General features: G+C 42.2%; 16 protein-coding genes. 7 read left to right on the plus strand and 9 right to left on the minus strand.

What is annotated here, in order from left to right; translation table 11 throughout:
- Positions 1 to 703: 703 nt before the first annotated feature.
- Positions 704 to 988, plus strand: coding sequence for a hypothetical protein (locus IM515_RS04540; protein ID WP_043995575.1), 285 nt, complete (start codon positions 704 to 706; stop codon positions 986 to 988).
- A 211-nt stretch (positions 989 to 1199) separates the two neighbouring features.
- Positions 1200 to 1400 carry a hypothetical protein gene (locus IM515_RS04545; protein ID WP_012263795.1) on the plus strand — a complete coding sequence of 67 codons (201 nt, stop codon included), beginning with the start codon at positions 1200 to 1202 and terminating at the stop codon, positions 1398 to 1400.
- 69 nt (positions 1401 to 1469) lie between these two features.
- Here the strand turns inward: IM515_RS04545 and uvrC are convergent, their stop codons facing one another.
- The 6 genes from uvrC to rfbC all read right to left on the minus strand — a co-directional run bounded on the left by uvrC (position 1470) and on the right by rfbC (position 7531).
- The gene (gene uvrC, locus IM515_RS04550) at positions 1470 to 3347 is read right to left on the minus strand and encodes an excinuclease ABC subunit UvrC (RefSeq protein WP_002767174.1); all 1878 of its coding nucleotides are present in this window, start codon (positions 3345 to 3347) and stop codon (positions 1470 to 1472) included.
- An 82-nt stretch (positions 3348 to 3429) separates the two neighbouring features.
- Entirely contained in the window at positions 3430 to 3690 is a 261-nt protein-coding gene (locus IM515_RS04555; protein WP_002742418.1) for a hypothetical protein, read from the minus strand.
- Between the two features lie 79 nt (positions 3691 to 3769).
- Complete coding sequence (gene leuB / locus IM515_RS04560; RefSeq protein ID WP_287629705.1) at positions 3770 to 4855, minus strand: 3-isopropylmalate dehydrogenase; 1086 nt, start codon at positions 4853 to 4855, stop codon at positions 3770 to 3772.
- Positions 4856 to 5026: 171 nt separating this feature from the next.
- A complete protein-coding gene (locus tag IM515_RS04565; RefSeq protein WP_287629704.1) occupies positions 5027 to 6100 on the minus strand; it encodes a glucose-1-phosphate thymidylyltransferase in 1074 nt (357 codons plus the stop codon).
- A gap of 4 nt (positions 6101 to 6104) precedes the next feature.
- Complete coding sequence (gene rfbD / locus IM515_RS04570; protein WP_287629703.1) at positions 6105 to 6980, minus strand: dTDP-4-dehydrorhamnose reductase; 876 nt, start codon at positions 6978 to 6980, stop codon at positions 6105 to 6107.
- Positions 6981 to 6985: 5 nt separating this feature from the next.
- Positions 6986 to 7531, minus strand: a complete 546-nt coding sequence (gene rfbC / locus IM515_RS04575) for a dTDP-4-dehydrorhamnose 3,5-epimerase (protein ID WP_287629702.1) — start codon at positions 7529 to 7531, stop codon at positions 6986 to 6988.
- Between the two features lie 133 nt (positions 7532 to 7664).
- Between rfbC and bioB the strand changes: the two genes are divergently transcribed.
- The 3 genes from bioB to lspA are packed head-to-tail and all read left to right on the plus strand — an operon-like array spanning position 7665 to position 9860.
- A complete protein-coding gene (gene bioB, locus IM515_RS04580) occupies positions 7665 to 8759 on the plus strand; it encodes a biotin synthase BioB (RefSeq protein ID WP_002767162.1) in 1095 nt (364 codons plus the stop codon).
- Positions 8731 to 9381 carry a biotin transporter BioY gene (locus IM515_RS04585; protein ID WP_287629701.1) on the plus strand — a complete coding sequence of 217 codons (651 nt, stop codon included), beginning with the start codon at positions 8731 to 8733 and terminating at the stop codon, positions 9379 to 9381. Before bioB ends, IM515_RS04585 begins: the two co-directional genes overlap by 29 nt.
- Positions 9382 to 9392: 11 nt before the next feature.
- The gene (gene lspA, locus IM515_RS04590) at positions 9393 to 9860 is read left to right on the plus strand and encodes a signal peptidase II (RefSeq protein ID WP_002786582.1); all 468 of its coding nucleotides are present in this window, start codon (positions 9393 to 9395) and stop codon (positions 9858 to 9860) included.
- Positions 9861 to 10154: 294 nt separating this feature from the next.
- On the opposite strand, the gene IM515_RS04595 is transcribed toward lspA, so the two are convergent.
- From IM515_RS04595 to IM515_RS04605, 3 genes are all read right to left on the minus strand, one after another.
- Entirely contained in the window at positions 10155 to 10601 is a 447-nt protein-coding gene (locus IM515_RS04595; RefSeq protein WP_287629700.1) for an HNH endonuclease, read from the minus strand.
- A complete protein-coding gene (locus IM515_RS04600; protein WP_002767156.1) occupies positions 10598 to 10840 on the minus strand; it encodes a hypothetical protein in 243 nt (80 codons plus the stop codon). The genes IM515_RS04595 and IM515_RS04600 overlap by 4 nt, the downstream gene beginning before the upstream one ends.
- Before the next feature lie 84 nt (positions 10841 to 10924).
- The gene (locus tag IM515_RS04605) at positions 10925 to 12718 is read right to left on the minus strand and encodes a fatty acyl-AMP ligase (RefSeq protein WP_287629699.1); all 1794 of its coding nucleotides are present in this window, start codon (positions 12716 to 12718) and stop codon (positions 10925 to 10927) included.
- A 189-nt stretch (positions 12719 to 12907) separates the two neighbouring features.
- On the opposite strand from IM515_RS04605, the gene IM515_RS04610 reads away from it, so the two are divergent.
- The gene (locus tag IM515_RS04610) at positions 12908 to 13630 is read left to right on the plus strand and encodes a Uma2 family endonuclease (RefSeq protein ID WP_287632855.1); all 723 of its coding nucleotides are present in this window, start codon (positions 12908 to 12910) and stop codon (positions 13628 to 13630) included.
- A gap of 190 nt (positions 13631 to 13820) precedes the next feature.
- Positions 13821 to 16847, plus strand: a complete 3027-nt coding sequence (locus tag IM515_RS04615; RefSeq protein ID WP_287629696.1) for an Eco57I restriction-modification methylase domain-containing protein — start codon at positions 13821 to 13823, stop codon at positions 16845 to 16847.
- Positions 16848 to 17034: the final 187 nt, after the last annotated feature.

Raw genomic sequence — 17034 nt, forward strand, 5'->3', positions numbered from 1 at the left:
CGACGGTGAACCCGGTGTTAAAACCATTTGGTTGGGACTGGGAAGGTAACATGATATCAGCCAGACTTGGAAACTATCTCATCAAATTGGTTCCCCCATAGAACCCCCTTGAGCCATCTTGCACACTTTTCTCTTTTTGTCAAATTTTATGTTAAGAAAGATGTGACTAATGGATAGCCTTAAGTGGGTGGGTGGAATTAAATATAAGATGAACGTAGGTTGGGTTGAAGCATGAAACCCAACGCCTGCATGGGTTACGCTACCGCTAACCCATCCTACAAATAATTTTGCCTCCCTACTTAATAAGGGGGGTGTCTGAGAACTTTTAACACCTGCCTACTTAAGTCGGTAAGTCGCAGATTAGCCTAAAATTACCCTGAATTGATTTTTATCTGTCAATAAGCCTAGAGCCTCGTAGCCTCGTAGGTTGGGTTGAGCGAAACAATACGGGGTCGAAAATGGCTCAATTCGATTGAAAAAGCGAAACCCAACCACCCCAACGGTTATTCTTAGTTGGGTTTCACTTCGTTCAACCCAACCTACAGTAATTGCTGCTCTCGTAGGGTGTGTTAATAAAGTATTGACAATGTAAATACATCCTGCCCATACTACAAGTATGGATGTCTATTTTGTCCTCAGTGGCATTATTTTTGTTTGGAATGACGAGAAATCTAGGATTAACCCGATCAACCATGATGGTATTATGAAAGTTGAGGCATTAAAAAAACGACTGGAGAAAAATCGCCCTATGACTACAATCACGATTCGTATTCCCGAAGATGTGATTGAAGATTTAAAGCGGGTTGCACCGTTGCTTGGTTTCTCAGGTTATCAACCTTTGATGCGTGCTTACATTGGACAAGGGCTGCGTGCGGATTTGGAGCGTCTAGAGGGAGATACAATTTCTGCTCTTGTTGCTAGTTTGAAGCGTCATGGTGTGAGTGATGAAGTGCTGCAAGAAGCGTTGAGTGAAGTTACTCCGCGTTAGTCTAGGTTTTCGGCCTCCTAGGTTGAGTTAAGCGAAACAATACGGGGTCGAAAATGGCTCAATTCGATTGAAAAAGCGAAACCCAACCACCCCAACGGTTATTCTTAGTTGGGTGTAAAGCACCTTATCTGAGGTTAAAATTTATTCTTTCTAATTGTTGCTAGAAATGGGTTATGATGTTTATGCGTTTAGGGGCTAAAGGAGAAAAATCATGGTACGTTGGTCACTAACCGAATCAGCTTTAGGACAAAAAGGCGCAAAAAAGGGATACTTTGAAGAAACGTCACAAAGACTGAGCTTTGAAGAAACCGTGGATTCTGTCCAAGAACGTAACTTGCGTTATTCCGAGGAAGAAATCGAAGAATCTATCAATGAGGCTATCCGAGAAACTCGTGCTGCGTCTCGTTCTTGATACTAATATTCTAATTTCTGCACTGTTACGCAAAAACACACCGCCTTATCTTCTTTATACAGCTTATCCCTACCTAGGATGAAAATAATTATAAATTTCCTTAGCTAATTGTTCCCCAATTCCTGTCACCTGTTGCAATTGTTCTAGGGAAGCTTCGCGAATATAATCCAGAGAATGAAAATGAGCTAATAAATCTTTTTGTCGCTTAAAACCTAAACCGGGTATCTCATCCAGACGGGAACGGCGACTTTTTTGCATCCTTTGTTGTCGGTGAAAGCTAACAGCAAAGCGGTGCGCTTCATCCCTGACTCGACGCAATAATTGCACTCCGGGTTGTTCCTTATCTGTCTCTAAAGGAGAGGATTCCCCGGGTAAAAAAATCTCCTCTCTCTGTTTAGCTAAACTAACAACTTTTACCTGTTCTAATAAATTCATCTCCCCTAAAACTGTCACCACTGCCGATAATTGTCCTTTTCCCCCATCAATCATGACCAAATCGGGAAAATCATCACTTTCGGCAATATTATCGGGATTTTCGGCATAACGACGGAAACGCCGGCGAATTACTTCTGCTAAACTGGCAAAATCATCGGAATGGCCGATTTTAACCTCGGGATTTTTGATTTTATAGTGACGATAATGTTGATTAGCGGCCACCCCATCGATAAACACCACTGAGGATGCCACTGCATTGGAACCCTGAATATGAGAAATATCATAACCCTCGATGCGGTGCGGCAGTGCCGGTAAATCGAGAATTACCGCTAAATCCTGCAAAGACTGTAAATCCCGGTCGGCGCTTCTTTTCGTCTTTTCTAACTCATAAAGAGCGTTTTTCTCGACCATAGCTAATAAATCCGCTTTACTTTGCCGTTGGGGGACAGTTAACTCGACTTTGCGACCTTTTTTTTCCCTTAACCACCCCGCTAACACCTCACCTTCCGGTAATTCGCAGGGTAACAGGATTTCGCTGGGAATTTCCACCCCTTCCACCGATAAATAATGTTCTTCCAGAACTTTTTGCAGGATTTCTCCCTCGTTTGCTGACTGACTATCGGCAAAAAATCCCAAACGTCCCACCAAACGACCGGAACGCACCTGGAATAATTGTATGCAACAATGCTGCTCGTCCTTGGCTAAAGCGATCGCGTCCCGGGATACGGTATCATCAGGTAAAGAGACTTTTTGATCGGTATTAAGGGCCTGTAATCCGCGAATTTGATCCCTAATCGTGGCCGCTTGTTCAAAATCTAGGTTTTCCGACGCTGCGAGCATCTTTGTCGCTAATTTGTCTAATAATTCCCCCGTCCTTCCCTGAAAAATCATCGCCACTTTCTGCAAGGTTTCTCGATAATCTTGGGGACTAATTAATTTTTGACAAACCCCCGGACAACGACCGATATCATAATTTAAACAGGGACGGTCTTTAAACAGAGGTTGGGGACGTTGACGCAGGGGAAAAGTGCGTTTAATTAGGTGTAAAGTGTAGCGCAGCAGCCTGGTATCGACGTAGGGACCATAATAACGGTCTTTTTGGTTATTTATGCTACGTTTGCGGGTGATGAAAATGCGCGGGTAGGTTTCCGACCAAGTAATACAAATGTATGGATATTTTTTATCGTCCTTGAGGAGAGTATTAAAATGGGGCTGATGTTGTTTAATTAGATTAGCTTCCAGGGCCAAAGATTCTGCTTCCGTGTCGGTGACGATAAATTCAATTTCTGTCACCTGTCGCACCATCAAAGCAATGCGGGGACTGAGGGGTTGACTGGGACGAAAATAGGAACGGACTCTAGACCGGAGTTTTTTGGATTTACCGATGTAGAGAATTTCGCCATTTTGGTCGCGCAGGAAGTAAACCCCCGGTTCGAGGGGGATTTCCCGAAGACGATTTTCTAGGCGATCGAGGTCTTGGATTAGGGTAGAGTTAAGATTATTCCCGAACATCTTTTTATATTAGACAAAAAAATTACGCCAGTGGGTATTAGCTGACGTTTGGCAAGATATTTAGGGCAAATCTTCACAAAAATTAATATGCTTCCGATTCGATTTGCTTAATCGGGACGAAACATTCTCCAGGGAGTAGAATCGGTTTATTGTTAAAAATCAATTGGCCGCGATGATTGTCGCGGTTAATAGCGACACCGAAAGGACGTTTACTAACTCTGCTATTGAGGGTACAGTAGATGCGATAAATGCGTCTGGCTGCCCTTAAGACAGTAGGATCTAACAAAATTGGGATTTCCATATCGACACGCTGTTGTTCTGTTTTCTGGGATAGGGCCACCATCTCACTCGTCTCCCCACGATTAAATTGACGTATTTATTAAATCAATGGTATATGACGATTTCCGAATTTGTCACTTTTGTTAGGATTCTAAAACTTTCAGGATGGCCTGGCCCATAGCTTGGCATCCCACTAGGGTCATACCTTCTGAGAAAATATCTCCAGTACGATAACCAAACTCTAAGACTTTTTCGACGGCTTTTTCCAGTGCTGCTGCCGCTAAAGGCTGATTTAGCCCATATTTTAACATCATAGCAGCGCTGAGAATCTGGGCGATCGGATTGGCTTTATCTTGGCCGGCGATATCTGGGGCCGAACCGTGGACAGGTTCAAAAACTCCCACCCCAGCAGTCCCCAAACTAGCGGAGGGTAACATTCCGATACTACCGGTTAACATGGCCGCTTCATCGGAGAGAATATCACCGAATAAATTGCCCGTGACGATAGTATCAAATTGTTTGGGGGCCCGGACTAACTGCATGGCCGCGTTATCGACGTAGAGATGGGAAAGTTCCACATCGGGATAATTAGCGGCCATTTTCGTCATCCGGTCGCGCCAGAGTTGGGAAACATCGAGAACATTAGCTTTATCGACGGAACAGAGTTTATTGCCGCGTTTTTGGGCAATTTCAAAGGCTACCTTAGCGATGCGGTCCACCTCCGATTCCAAGTAAACCATGGTATTTACACCGCATTTTTCTCCCGTTTCTGTCTCAAAAATCCCCTTCGGTTGACCGAAATAAACACCCCCGGTCAATTCCCGGACCACCATGATATCCACTCCCTCGATAATCTCCCGTTTGAGACTAGAAGCGTCAATTAATTGCGGAAAAATGGTGGCAGGACGTAAATTAGCAAAAAGACCTAAACCGGATCTTAAGCCTAATAATCCCGTTTCTGGCCTTTGCTGCCGAGGCAAATTATCCCATTTATAACCCCCAATAGCGGCCAAGAGAACAGCATGACTATTTTTACAGGCGCTCAGGGTTGCTTCGGGGAGAGGATTGCCGGTTTCATCAATGGCTGCCCCTCCAATTAAAGCGGTTTGGAAGTCAAACTGGAGGTCAAATTTTTTACCGATGACTTTCAGTATCTCTACGGTGACAGCGAGGATTTCCGGCCCGATGCCATCGCCGGGTAGTAGGGTAATGCGATACTGTTGCGTCATAGTTCTAGAACGGTAAAATAGGTCAGACTCTTGATTATAACATAGTTAGGTGGGCTTTTTTCTCCTAAAAATGTCAATCTTTGCCAGAAAAACCGGGGAACCGCCGCGGAATTAGCTAAGGAAATTCTCGATCCTCCGGTATTAATTAAACAGGCAGTTAATCCCCGATAACTACACTAATTCCACATGGGAATCATCCCCAATCATAAAGCGTAAAGCTTTTGGACGTTGGGGAGCAATTTCTAATTTTGCCCGTCGTCCAATCACACTATCAACTATGCGCTGATGAATGCCAATAATCGTGGCATCTTTGAGAATTACACTGTGTTCTATGTCGGCATCGATTAATTTTGTGCCATTAGCTATACTGCTGTAGGGACCGATAAAACAATTCTCAATGTGACAATTTTCTCCAATAATGACAGGGCCGCGAATGGTACTATTAATAATTTTACTACCCTGGCCAATTTGTACCCGTCCGATCGCCTGACTATTAGGATCAATTTCTCCCTGTAAAGCAATTTCTAGAGAGGTATCGAGGATAATCCGATTTGCTTCTAATAAATCATCTTTTTTACCCGTATCTAACCACCAACCCAGTAGTTTATTCGCTTCTACTGCTTTATTTTGATTGATTAATTCTTGGATAGCGTCGGTAATTTCTAACTCACCCCGGCCCGAAGGTTGAATAGATGCGATCGCTTGGTGAATGGTGGGGGCAAAAAAATAAATCCCCACCAAAGCTAAATTTGAGGGAGGTTCTTTGGGTTTTTCGACTAAGTATAAAACTTTGCCAGTTTCATCTACTTTTGCCACCCCAAAAGCACTAGGATTAGAGACTTTTCGCAGGAGAATTAAAGCGTCAAGGGACTGTTTTTGGAAAGAGTCTAAAAAGGGCGATAAATCATCCTCGATTAGGTTATCACCCAAGTACATAATAAAGGGGGAATCTCCTAGGAAAGATTGGGCAGTTTTAACCGCGTGAGCTAATCCAGCCGGTTGATCTTGGCGAATATAAGTTATCTTAGCGCCAAACTGTTCACCACTGCCCGTGGTCTGACGAATTTCTTCCCCAGTTTCGGGACTGATAATAATGCCAATATCGGTAATTCCTGCGGATACAATTGATTCGATTCCATACCATAAAATCGGTTTATTGGCCACGGGAACTAACTGTTTTGCCCCAGTATAAGTTAGGGGACGTAATCTCGTACCTTTACCACCGGATAAAATTAGTGCTTTCATAGTTTTAAAGATTAAATAGTTGGTTGAGCATCGCTTTGAGAGAATCTCGCCAATAGGGAGGAATATAACCCAATTGTTGCGAGATTTTTTGACCAGAAAGAACCGAATAGGCCGGACGCACTGCTGGGGTAGGATATTCAGCAGTAGTAATGGGAATTACTCTCTGAATTTTTAAGGAAATACCGCTTATTTTTGCCTCCTCAAAAATAGCTTTAGTTAAATCAAACCAGCTGGCGACACCGCTATTAGTAAAATTATAGATTCCTGTGGGATTATCGACATTAATTAAAAGCTGAGTAATGGCCGTGGCGATATCTTTTGCCCAAGTGGGACTTCCCACCTGATCAACAACTACTTTTAACTCCTCTCTTTCTTTGCCTAATCTCAGCATAGTTTTGACAAAATTACTTTTACCATAACTGCCGTAAACCCAAGCGGTCCGCAGGATAATTGCCTGAGAATTAACAGTTTTAATCTCCTCTTCTCCCCTTAACTTTGATTGTCCATAAACCCCTAAAGGATTAGTTAGATCGGTTTCTAGATAGGGGGTATTTTTCCGACCATCAAAGACATAATCTGTGGAAATATGGAGAAATTTAGCTTGAATTTTCTCGGCAGATTCCGCCATAATTTTTGGGGCTGTAGCATTGATAGAATAGGCTAAATCTGGCTCGATTTCGGCTTTATCCACTGCCGTATAAGCGGCGGCATTAACCAGATAATCGGGGTGAATTTCCCTAATTAACTGGCTGATTTTTTCCGAGTTAGTTAAATCTAGTTCTTCTCGACCGATACTAATAACTTCACCTAACTGGGGTAAAGTTACTTGTAACTCTTGTCCTACTTGACCTTTGGCACCAATTAATAAAACTTTTTTCATCGTCTTTAGGGGAAAATTTCCACGGATTTAAAGGGTTGTCCAGCTTGGTCTTTAGGGGAGAGAATCGGGGGAATCTCTAGAGGCCAATCAATCCCTAAATCAGCATCATTCCATAAAATGGTTTTTTCGTACTGGGGATAATAATAATTAGTGGTTTTGTAGAGAAATTCGGCTCGTTCAGAGAGAACTAGAAAGCCATGGGCAAAACCTTCGGGAACCCAGAAAATTCGTTTATTTTCCGCACTTAAAACACAGCTTACCCATTGCCCAAAAGTGGGGGAACTTTGACGCGCATCCACGGCCACATCAAAAACACTACCGCTCACTACTCGCACCAGTTTACCCTGGGGATTGGGGATTTGATAGTGCAATCCTCGCAGGACATTTTTTAAGGACATAGAGTGATTATCCTGGACAAAAGTGGTATTAACCCCAGTTTTTTCTCGAAAATCTTTCTGATTAAAACTCTCCAAGAAAAAACCTCGATCGTCTCCGTAAACTTGCGGTTCAATGATTAAAACATCAGGAATTTCCGTGGGAATAACTTTCATAAAATCGGAGACAAGATAACTTTTGCGGGTAGTCTAGCACAAAAGAGTATTTTTTTCTAAAGTTTTTTATTAATCTTTCCCGGGTAACTGAACAATGATAAGATGAGCCTAACTTAGTCAGAGCATAAACGACGTGGTACAAGTCTCTACACACACCGCTACTCAATCTATCCCCGTGGAGGGAGAAGCCTTAAAAAACTGGTTACAGACTAGGGCTAATCAGATTATCGCTGGCGATCGACTCAGTAAGCAAGAGGCCCTAGCTTTAACTGCGATCGAAGGTCAGGAAAATATTTTCAGCTTATGTGAAGCTGCCGATCGCATTCGTCAGGCCTGTTGTGGTAATACGGTGGATTTATGTAGCATTATCAACATAAAATCGGGAAGTTGTTCGGAAAATTGCAGTTTTTGTTCCCAATCCGCCCACCATCCCGGTCAAGATTCGCCTATCTACGGTTTAAAAAGTCGCGAGGAAATCGTCACCCATGCGAAAGCGGCAGCCGACGCGGGGGCCAAACGTTTCTGTTTAGTTAGTCAAGGTCGGGGATTAAAGTATAATAGCCCTAAATCGCAGGAATTCGAGGAAATACTGGCCACAGTTCAAGAAATCATTGAAACAGCCAAGATTAAACCCTGCTGCGCCCTGGGAGAGTTAACCCTTGCCCAAGCCCAGGCCTTAAAAGAAGCTGGAGTTACCCGTTATAATCACAATCTGGAAGCTTCCGAGAATTTTTATCCTAACGTCGTCTCCACCCACAGTTGGCAGGATCGGGTAGAAACGGTAAAAAACCTGAAAGCGGCGGGAATTCAAGCTTGTACGGGGGGAATTATCGGTATGGGGGAAAGTTGGACCGATCGCATTGATTTAGCTTTTTCCTTGGCGGAATTAGCAGTGGAATCCGTGCCGATTAACCTATTAAACCCCAGAAGTGGCACCCCTTTAGGTCATTTACCCAAACTAGACCCTTTTACTGCTCTAAAAGCGATCGCTATTTTCCGGTTTATCTTACCCCAACAAATCCTCCGTTATGCCGGGGGACGAGAGGCGGTGATGGGAGAATTGCAAAATCTGGGGCTAAAATCGGGAATTAATGCTATGCTGATTGGGCATTATTTGACCACTCTAGGACAACCCCCCCAACAGGATCAGGCGATGTTGGCTGATCTTAGTTTAATAGGAGGAGAAGCCCCCATCCCCGGTGAATACCAACCCCAACAGGCAACCTAAATCACGTCGAGGACGAGGCTCTCCGCCCCGGCGCACTTCCGCATCGGTTCCCAATGAGTTAATCTGGGCCTTGATTGGTTTGTTGCTGACAATTTTTAGTACATTTGTTCCAGTAAGCCTAGCTAGTTGGTCGGCTGCGGGTCTATCTTCGCAAAAACTAGGCATAACTTACCAAATTGGGGCAGTATTGTTAACGGGCTGTCTGGGGGGCAAAAATGCCGGGCTTCTCGCCCAGGTGGCCTATATTTTTCTCGGTTTAACTTGGTTGCCTGTGTTTGCTCAGGGTGGGGGAATGGGTTATCTAAAAGAACCCAGTTTTGGCTATATTTTAGGCTTTATGCCGGGAGCATGGCTGTGTGGTTGGTTGGCTTTTCGCTGGCGCGCCAAGATAGAAACCCTAGCTTTAAGTGCCTTTGCCGGTTTGTTAGTGATTCATCTGTGCGGTTTATTATATATGCTGGGATTGTCGATTTTTCAGCCCCAAGCCGGTCAAATCACCTTTCCCGATAGTTTGCCCACCCTATTTATGAATTATTCAGTCTGGCCATTTTTAGGGCAATTAGTAGTAATTTGTGTGGTGGTAATTATTGCTTTTTTCTTCCGTAAATTATTATTTTATTGATGCCACAGCCAATGTTAAAAAAGAATCGCTGGTTTTGGATAGTGGCGGTGATTGGTCTAATTTTAGACCAAGTAACTAAGTATATAACCGTGCAGAGTTTTGAGCAAATCGGTGATACTTTCCCGATTATTCCGGGGGTTTTTCATTTCACCTATGTGATTAATACTGGGGCGGCTTTTAGTGCTTTTCGGGGCGGTGTTGGTTGGCTAAAATGGCTATCCTTATTGGTTAGTTTGGCATTAATGGCTTTTGCTTACTTTGGACCCCATTTAAGTCGTTGGGAACAATTAGCCTACGGTTTTATTTTAGCAGGGGCTTTCGGCAATGGTATCGATCGCTTTTTGTTTGGTTATGTGGTGGATTTTCTCGATTTTAGATTGATTAATTTTCCTGTTTTTAATCTGGCCGACGTTTTTATTAATATCGGGATTATTTGCCTATTAATTTCTAACTTTCCCCACAAGTCAAGGGTCCTGTAGGGGCGAAGCATTCGGGCGATAATCAGAATGCTTCGCCCTTACTTGTTCTGTTCAAAAAAATTGGGGATTTAGTATTATATTCCTGGAGTCCTGATCATTTAAATATTTTGGAAATCTAGATAATTCCTGTTGAGTACCAATCATTTTGACCTCTGGAAAAAAACTTATAAGCTATTAAGTAGGTGGGTGGAATTAAATATAAGATGAACGTAGGTTGGGTTGAAGCATGAAACCCAACGCCCGATTATGTTACGCTACCGCTAACCCATCCTACAAATAATTGTGCCTCCCTACTTATTCCTGTTTTTTATCGGTGCTGGGTGGATGCCAACCTCCCTGAATCCATAATCGACGAACTTTAACGATAAAACCTTCATTATGATTATCATCATTTAAGTCCAAACGTTCAATAGTTGCCCTAGCGATGGGAGTGAGTCCCACTATTTTTAAAGCATCTGGTGTCCAGATAAAATGTTCTTGCCAATGCTGTTGGCGCGGATTGAATATTTCTACTTCTTGTTCTGTTTTCGGATCAATTGCCTTGATAAAATTGTAGCGATATCTGTTACATCTTTGGCAAGCTAAAGCTAAGTTTGCCAATTCATCTTTGCCTCCTAAAGATTTGGGCTGAATGTGATCTACTTCAAATAGTGCGGCACTAATTTCTTCTGAAGAATGACAGTATTCACACAGATAGTTGGCTCTTGCTCGGACTTGTAATCGAGTGGTGATACTAATCATTTAGATTCAGCAACTATTCTCGCATTTAAGAGCGTGAAAATCTCGTTTAACTCTAAAATACCGGCTAATTCTGCGGTTTCTTGAGAATTAAGTTGGGAATTTTTTTCTAGTTCCCGTAGTTCCTCTAATCGACACTGCAATTCCTCAGTGAATTTAAAGAGATAATTTTCCCTTACTGGCGATAGCTTAATTCCTTTTTCAATCCAAGAAGAGGGCTTGACCATCAGTTGAGTTAACATCACTTTCTCCCTAACTTTAATCCCTAACCTAATCCTAACACGATTATTTATCCTCGATCGGGTGAGCGATGCCCACCCGAAAAACTATGCTTCTGTTTGAGAATTAGAGCGATCGAATTTACTAACTAACTGAGGATTTTCTGACCAAGCATCGATAACACTCATATTACCATTGAGAAAATTCTGTTTAATAGCGCGGCGTTGAATTTTGCCGCTGGCAGTTTTGAGAATTGTTCCCGATTTAGCCAAAACAATGGCATGGGTCATAATTTCGTGTTCTTCGGCGATTTCCTGACGGATATCGGCGATTAATTTGGCCGTATCTAACTCACCGCTGCGACGTTCTAATTCCTGGACAATAACTAACTGTTCTTCCCCGTTATCTTCAATGGAAAAAGCGGCGCCATAATCGGGACGAAAAACCTCATTAAGATGCTGTACTGACCATTCTAAATCCTGGGGATAATGATTACTACCACGGACAATAATTAAATCCTTAATCCTTCCCGTGATATACAATTCCCCATCGAGAAGAAAACCTAAATCTCCGGTGCGTAAAAACGGTCCTTCTCCCGTATCAGCAAGATAAGCTTGAAAAGTTTCCTTGGTTGCGTCTTCCCGTTGCCAATATCCAGCGGCCATACTGGGGTCACTGGCCCAAATTTCGCCCACTTCATCGGCTGCACAAAGGGTGAAAGTATCGGGATTAACCATAGCTATACGGGTATCACAGACGCGACGACCACAACTGGGGACATATCTAACTCCCGTGGTTCGATCGGAGCCTACAGGGACAATTTTACCGCGTTCGTAGGCGGTGGCATCCAAAGCGGTGATAATTGGGGTGGTTCCCTTGGGTTTATTGGAAATCAAGAGGGTATATTCAGCTAATCCGTAGGCAGGGGCGAAAGTTTGCCAAGAAAAGCCATAATCTGCAAAAGTATCGACAAATTTGGCCATAACCTTTGGGTTAATCGGTTCGGCGGCATTTCCCGCAGCCTGCCAACTGCTCAGGTCTAATTCCGCTAAATCGGCAGCTTTAATCCTACGAGTACAAAGATCATAGGCGAAGTTGGGGGCTTGACTATGAGTAACTTTGTACTTAGTAATATTTTTTAACCACTGCATCGGACGCTTAATAAAAGCAAAGGGAGACATCAGATAGCAGGGTGTACCGTTGTAGAGGGGGACGGTGATACCTTCGACTAACCCGTAATCATGAAAATAGGGCATCCAAGTGAGGGTAACGCTATCCGGTTCGTAACCACAAGCTTTTTGCAAGTAACCGCAATGGTGCATCAGATTAAAATGACTTAGCATCACCCCTTTGGGGATATTAGTCGAACCGGAGGTATATTGCAGATAAGCAAGCGCCGATTTATCCACCTGGGGATCTTGCCATTGGTCCGCCAGGGAAATATCAATGCTTTCGGTGGTAATCCATTTCATTTGGTCGAATTCTGGAAATTCTTCCTTCACACCTTCAATAAGAGTCAGAATACTTTCGGTAACTAGGGCAAAGGTGGCATTAGCATCCTTGACAATTGCCCGTAAACGGGGCAGAGTGCGCTTAAGTCGTCCCGATTCCGGTGGGGGGACAGGAATGGCAATCACTCCCCCGTAGAGACAACCACAAAAAGCGGCCACTACTTCTAAACTTTGAGGATAGAGTAACAGGGCCCGTTCTCCTTGAGCTTGGTATTTTTGCAAATAGGCGGCGATTGCTCTTGCTTGGCGATCGAGTTCACTGTAGGTTAAAGGTGGGGTTTCTTTTTTACCATCGATAAGAAAAGTGTAGGCATGGCCATCCGGTTGTGTGGTGGCGCGGTAACGTAAGAGTTCTACTAGGGTTGCGGGTTGAATTAGGGTTTCAGTCATCGTTGTTATCGGGCTTATTGGCGCTATTGTATAGAAGTTTTAAGATATTTGCCCATGGCGCTAGGATAAAGTGCCGAAGGCGATCGGTCAAGGTGTAGGATTAAGTTAGGTTAAAATCCCGCCCTGCCTTATCTCTGCAATTGTGAGAAAAAGCTATAATTAATCAATCCTAAAATACCGGGAAAAGTCATGACAGCCCTAGACATGATCCCAGATGTCACCTATCCCCCCACAGATTTATGGAGTGATGAACCACCCTTGGAAAGTGATCTACACCTGCAACAGATCATCATTCTCCTTAGTTGTCTAGAATTATTATGGCGCGAGAGGAGTGATTACTACGCTTCGGGAAATCTAACTATCTACTACAACGCGGAACAACTAAAAAAACGTGATTTCTGTGGTCCCGATTTTTTTGTGGTTTTAGATACCGAAAAGCGTCCCCGCAAAAGTTGGGTAGTTTGGGGAGAACAGGGTAAATATCCCGATGTAATTGTCGAGATTCTCTCCGATTCTACGGCCAATATTGACCGCAATAACAAGAAAACTCTCTATCAAAATACCTTTCGCACTCCTAATTATTTTTGGTTCGATCCTAATAGTTTAGAATTCCAAGGATTTAGACTAATTGAGGGACAATATCAAGCCATTTCTCCCAATGACCGGGGTTATCTCTGGAGTGAACAGTTAGGATTATATTTAGGGATATTTGACCGTAAACTGCGTTATTTTACCGCCGATGGTCAATTAGTCCCCACTCCTCAAGAAGCGGAATTACAGCAAAGACAGGCAAAAGAACAGGCTCTTTTAGAGAAAGAACAGGCTCTTTTAGAGAAAGAAAGGGAACGACAAGCTAAGGAAAAATTAGCACAAAAACTACGAGAATTAGGCATCGATCCCGATACAATTTAACTGAAGTGGCAAAAGTCCTAAATAGTTAGGTGTTAAAATCAGACACCCCCCTTATTAAGGGTAGGGTTGATTCATGAATCAACCCTACCATGAATCAACCCTGCCATGAATCAACCCTAGGGATCAAGGGGGGATTTATAACCAGCTACCTAGAGAAAGTAAACCTAAATGAGAGGTCGTGAGAAAACTTATGAGTGATATTGAACTTCGGCAGTCAGTTTATGACCTTCTTTTATCCCTGAGAGGATTGGATGCGCTCAAAAAATTATTCTGGTCTGAGTTAAATTACGAGCGAGAAAATCAAACCCTGTCCCGACGCAATTGGCCGGATAAAGCAGTAGAAGCATTAGCAGAAGATCCAATCCTATTAGCTTCTGGAGGGGAAGATTTTCAGGTTATTTATGCTCGTCTTAACTCTAATCAACTGTCGCTCAATTTAGAGCGTCTTGTCATCAATCAACTGCTAAAAAACCATCCCTACTCTCTCTTTGTTTTCTCTGATTTCCACCAAGAACGGTGGCATTTTATCAATGTTAAATATGATGTTAAACAAGAAAAACGGCAAGTCTTGCGGCGAATTACAGTGGGTCCGGGGGAACAGTTACGAACCGCCACAGAACGCCTAAGTTTACTGGATTTAGATAATATTAGTTCCGAGTCTCCTTTAGGGATTCAGGAACGTCATGATGAAGCTTTTGATGTTGAGAAAGTTACTAAGAAATTTTTTGAACAGTATCGCTCGGTCTTTGAAAAAGTTGAGCAATTAATTACTAAAACTATCCCTAATGCTGACCAGAGAAGACTATTTACTCAGAAGCTATTTAATCGCCTGATGTTTATTGTTTTTATCCAGAAAAAGGGTTGGCTGAAGTTTAACGAACAAACAGACTATCTAGAAACCTTATGGCAGGATTATCAGAATGATAACAGCACCTCGGACAAAAACTTTTATCATAATCGCTTGACTCATCTGTTTTTTACGGGACTAAATAATCCCCAACAAACGGATATTATTGGTATCAATAACGGTGGTTTTCTTCGGCAAATAATCGGCACAGTTCCCTATCTTAATGGGGGATTATTTGAACAAGACGAAGATGACCGCAATCCTAATATAATAGTACCCGATCAGGCGATCGATGTTATCCTACAGGGCCTTTTTAGTAATTTTAATTTCACTGTAACTGAGAGTACACCCCTTGATGTGGAGGTAGCAGTGGACCCAGAAATGTTGGGAAAAGTGTTTGAGGAATTAGTCACGGGAAGACATGAATCAGGTAGTTATTACACACCTAAACCGATTGTTTCTTTTATGTGTCGGGAGGCGTTGAAGGGATATTTAAGCAGTAAGTTAACTTCTGAAAACAAAGAAGCGATTGAGCTTTTTGTTGACGAATATAATGCTATTAATTTAAAGAATCCAGAGGCAGTTTTAGAAACCTTAAAACAGGTTAAAGTCTGCGATCCTGCCTGTGGCAGTGGAGCTTATTTATTGGGAATGTTGCATGAGTTATTAGATTTGCGTCAGTGTTTATTTGCCACTAAAGGTATTGATTATAAAACGGTTTATCAGCGCAAGTTAGAGATTATTGAAACTAATATCTATGGAGTTGACATCGATCCTTTTGCGGTTAATATTGCTCGCTTAAGGTTATGGCTTTCCTTAGCGGTTGAATATGATGGGGACAATCCGCCACCGCTACCGAATTTGAAGTTTAAAATCGAAACAGGAGATAGTCTAACTGCTCCTAATCCCCAAGGTTCTGGGATGGTGCGCGAGGAGTTTATCCATCGGTTTAGGGAAGCTAAAGCCAAGTATTTAAGAGCGCATTTAGGCAGTGATAAACAAAGTCTTGAACAGGAGATTAATGAGGTTAAGAAACAGATTGCTTTATTAACCCATGGCAGTGCTTCTGTGATTGCGAGTGATAAGGAAGCTATCTCAAAAGGGTTTGATTGGGTGGTGGAGTTTGCCGAGGTATTAGCGGAGGGAGGTTTTGATATTCAGGTAGCAAATCCCCCCTATGTGAGACAGGAATTGATTAAGGATTTAAAACCAACTTTAAAGCAAGTTTACCCGGAAGTTTATACGGGAACATCGGATTTATATTGTTTCTTTTATGCGAGAGCTTTACAATTACTTAAAACTGGGGGAATGTTAGCTTTTATTTCTTCTAATAAGTGGTTCCGGGCAAAGTATGGGGAGAAGTTAAGAGAGCATATCGCTGATACTTGTCAGGTGAGAAGTATTACCGATTTTGGGGAGTTGCCAGTTTTTGAAAGTGCAGCCACTTTCCCAATGATTTTTATCTCTCAAAAGAGTAGTAAAATTAGTAATTTACCGATTTTTACTCAAGTTAAATCCTTAGAAGAACCTTATCCGGATGTCTTAGCTATTATTAGAAAGACTGGACAGAATTTACCAAAAGATGCGATTAAGGGAGCAAATTGGTTATTAACTGATGCGTCATCTGCTAACCGTTTACAGAAAATGGCAGCAGTAGGTATTCCTTTAGGTGAGTATGTCAATAAAAAAATATATGTTGGCATAAAAACTGGATTGAACAAAGCTTTTTGGATTGATGATGCAAAACGAGCAGAATTAATTGCTAAAGACCCGAAAAGTGCAGAGATTATTAAACCTTTAGCTGTGGGTGATGATGTGCGAAAATGGCATATTAGAAATAAAGATAAATACTTAATTGTTACCCCTATTGGAATTAATATTAAAAGATATCCTGCTATTTTTGAACATTTAAACCAGTGGAAGCCCGAACTAGAAAAACGCTATGATAAAGGTAAATTTTACTGGGAATTACGCGCTTGTGATTACTATGCAGAATTTGAAAAACCTAAGATTGTTTATCCTGAAATTGCTAAAGAATCAAGATTTGCTTTTGATAATAAATCTCTATTATTTAACAATAAAGCTTTTATAATTCCACTCAACGACCTATATCTTCTTGGCATTTTAAATTCAGAAATTGCTTGGAAATATACTAAATCAATTTGTACTGCTTTAGGAGATGAAAATAAAGGAGGAAGACTAATGCTTCAATGGGTTAATTTTAAACGACTTCCCATCCCTCCCGCTTCTGAATCTGAAAAAGAACCCATCATTAAATTAGTACAAAAATGCTTAGATGCCAAAGGGGTTAACTGTGAAGAATGGGAAAAAGAGATAGATGAGAGAGTAGCGGCATTATATGGACTGTAAGGGGTTAGATATCCGACTTCTTAAAGAAGTCGGGTATCTGAAATCAAGATATAATTATTAAAACCCCCAAGAGAATGAAACCATGACACAAGCAACAACTACCCCCTCACAAGTAATCGACTTTAGAAAGAAGCTGGGAGAAAGCGGGTTTCTTAACAAAATCTGAGCTTTAATTTAGCTATTTACC

Source organism: Microcystis sp. M44BS1 (assembly GCF_020244875.1).
In the GTDB taxonomy this organism is placed as follows: domain Bacteria; phylum Cyanobacteriota; class Cyanobacteriia; order Cyanobacteriales; family Microcystaceae; genus Microcystis; species Microcystis panniformis.

Coding starts and splice junctions, on each gene's coding strand:
- IM515_RS04540 (WP_043995575.1), top strand. CDS start 704: ATGAAAGTTGAGGCATTAAAAAAACGACTGGAGAAAAATCGCCCTATG.
- IM515_RS04545 (WP_012263795.1), top strand. CDS start 1,200: ATGGTACGTTGGTCACTAACCGAATCAGCTTTAGGACAAAAAGGCGCA.
- uvrC (WP_002767174.1), bottom strand. CDS start 3,347: ATGTTCGGGAATAATCTTAACTCTACCCTAATCCAAGACCTCGATCGC.
- IM515_RS04555 (WP_002742418.1), bottom strand. CDS start 3,690: ATGGTGGCCCTATCCCAGAAAACAGAACAACAGCGTGTCGATATGGAA.
- leuB (WP_287629705.1), bottom strand. CDS start 4,855: ATGACGCAACAGTATCGCATTACCCTACTACCCGGCGATGGCATCGGG.
- IM515_RS04565 (WP_287629704.1), bottom strand. CDS start 6,100: ATGAAAGCACTAATTTTATCCGGTGGTAAAGGTACGAGATTACGTCCC.
- rfbD (WP_287629703.1), bottom strand. CDS start 6,980: ATGAAAAAAGTTTTATTAATTGGTGCCAAAGGTCAAGTAGGACAAGAG.
- rfbC (WP_287629702.1), bottom strand. CDS start 7,531: ATGAAAGTTATTCCCACGGAAATTCCTGATGTTTTAATCATTGAACCG.
- lspA (WP_002786582.1), top strand. CDS start 9,393: ATGTTAAAAAAGAATCGCTGGTTTTGGATAGTGGCGGTGATTGGTCTA.
- IM515_RS04595 (WP_287629700.1), bottom strand. CDS start 10,601: ATGATTAGTATCACCACTCGATTACAAGTCCGAGCAAGAGCCAACTAT.
- IM515_RS04600 (WP_002767156.1), bottom strand. CDS start 10,840: ATGTTAACTCAACTGATGGTCAAGCCCTCTTCTTGGATTGAAAAAGGA.
- IM515_RS04605 (WP_287629699.1), bottom strand. CDS start 12,718: ATGACTGAAACCCTAATTCAACCCGCAACCCTAGTAGAACTCTTACGT.
- IM515_RS04610 (WP_287632855.1), top strand. CDS start 12,908: ATGACAGCCCTAGACATGATCCCAGATGTCACCTATCCCCCCACAGAT.
- IM515_RS04615 (WP_287629696.1), top strand. CDS start 13,821: ATGAGTGATATTGAACTTCGGCAGTCAGTTTATGACCTTCTTTTATCC.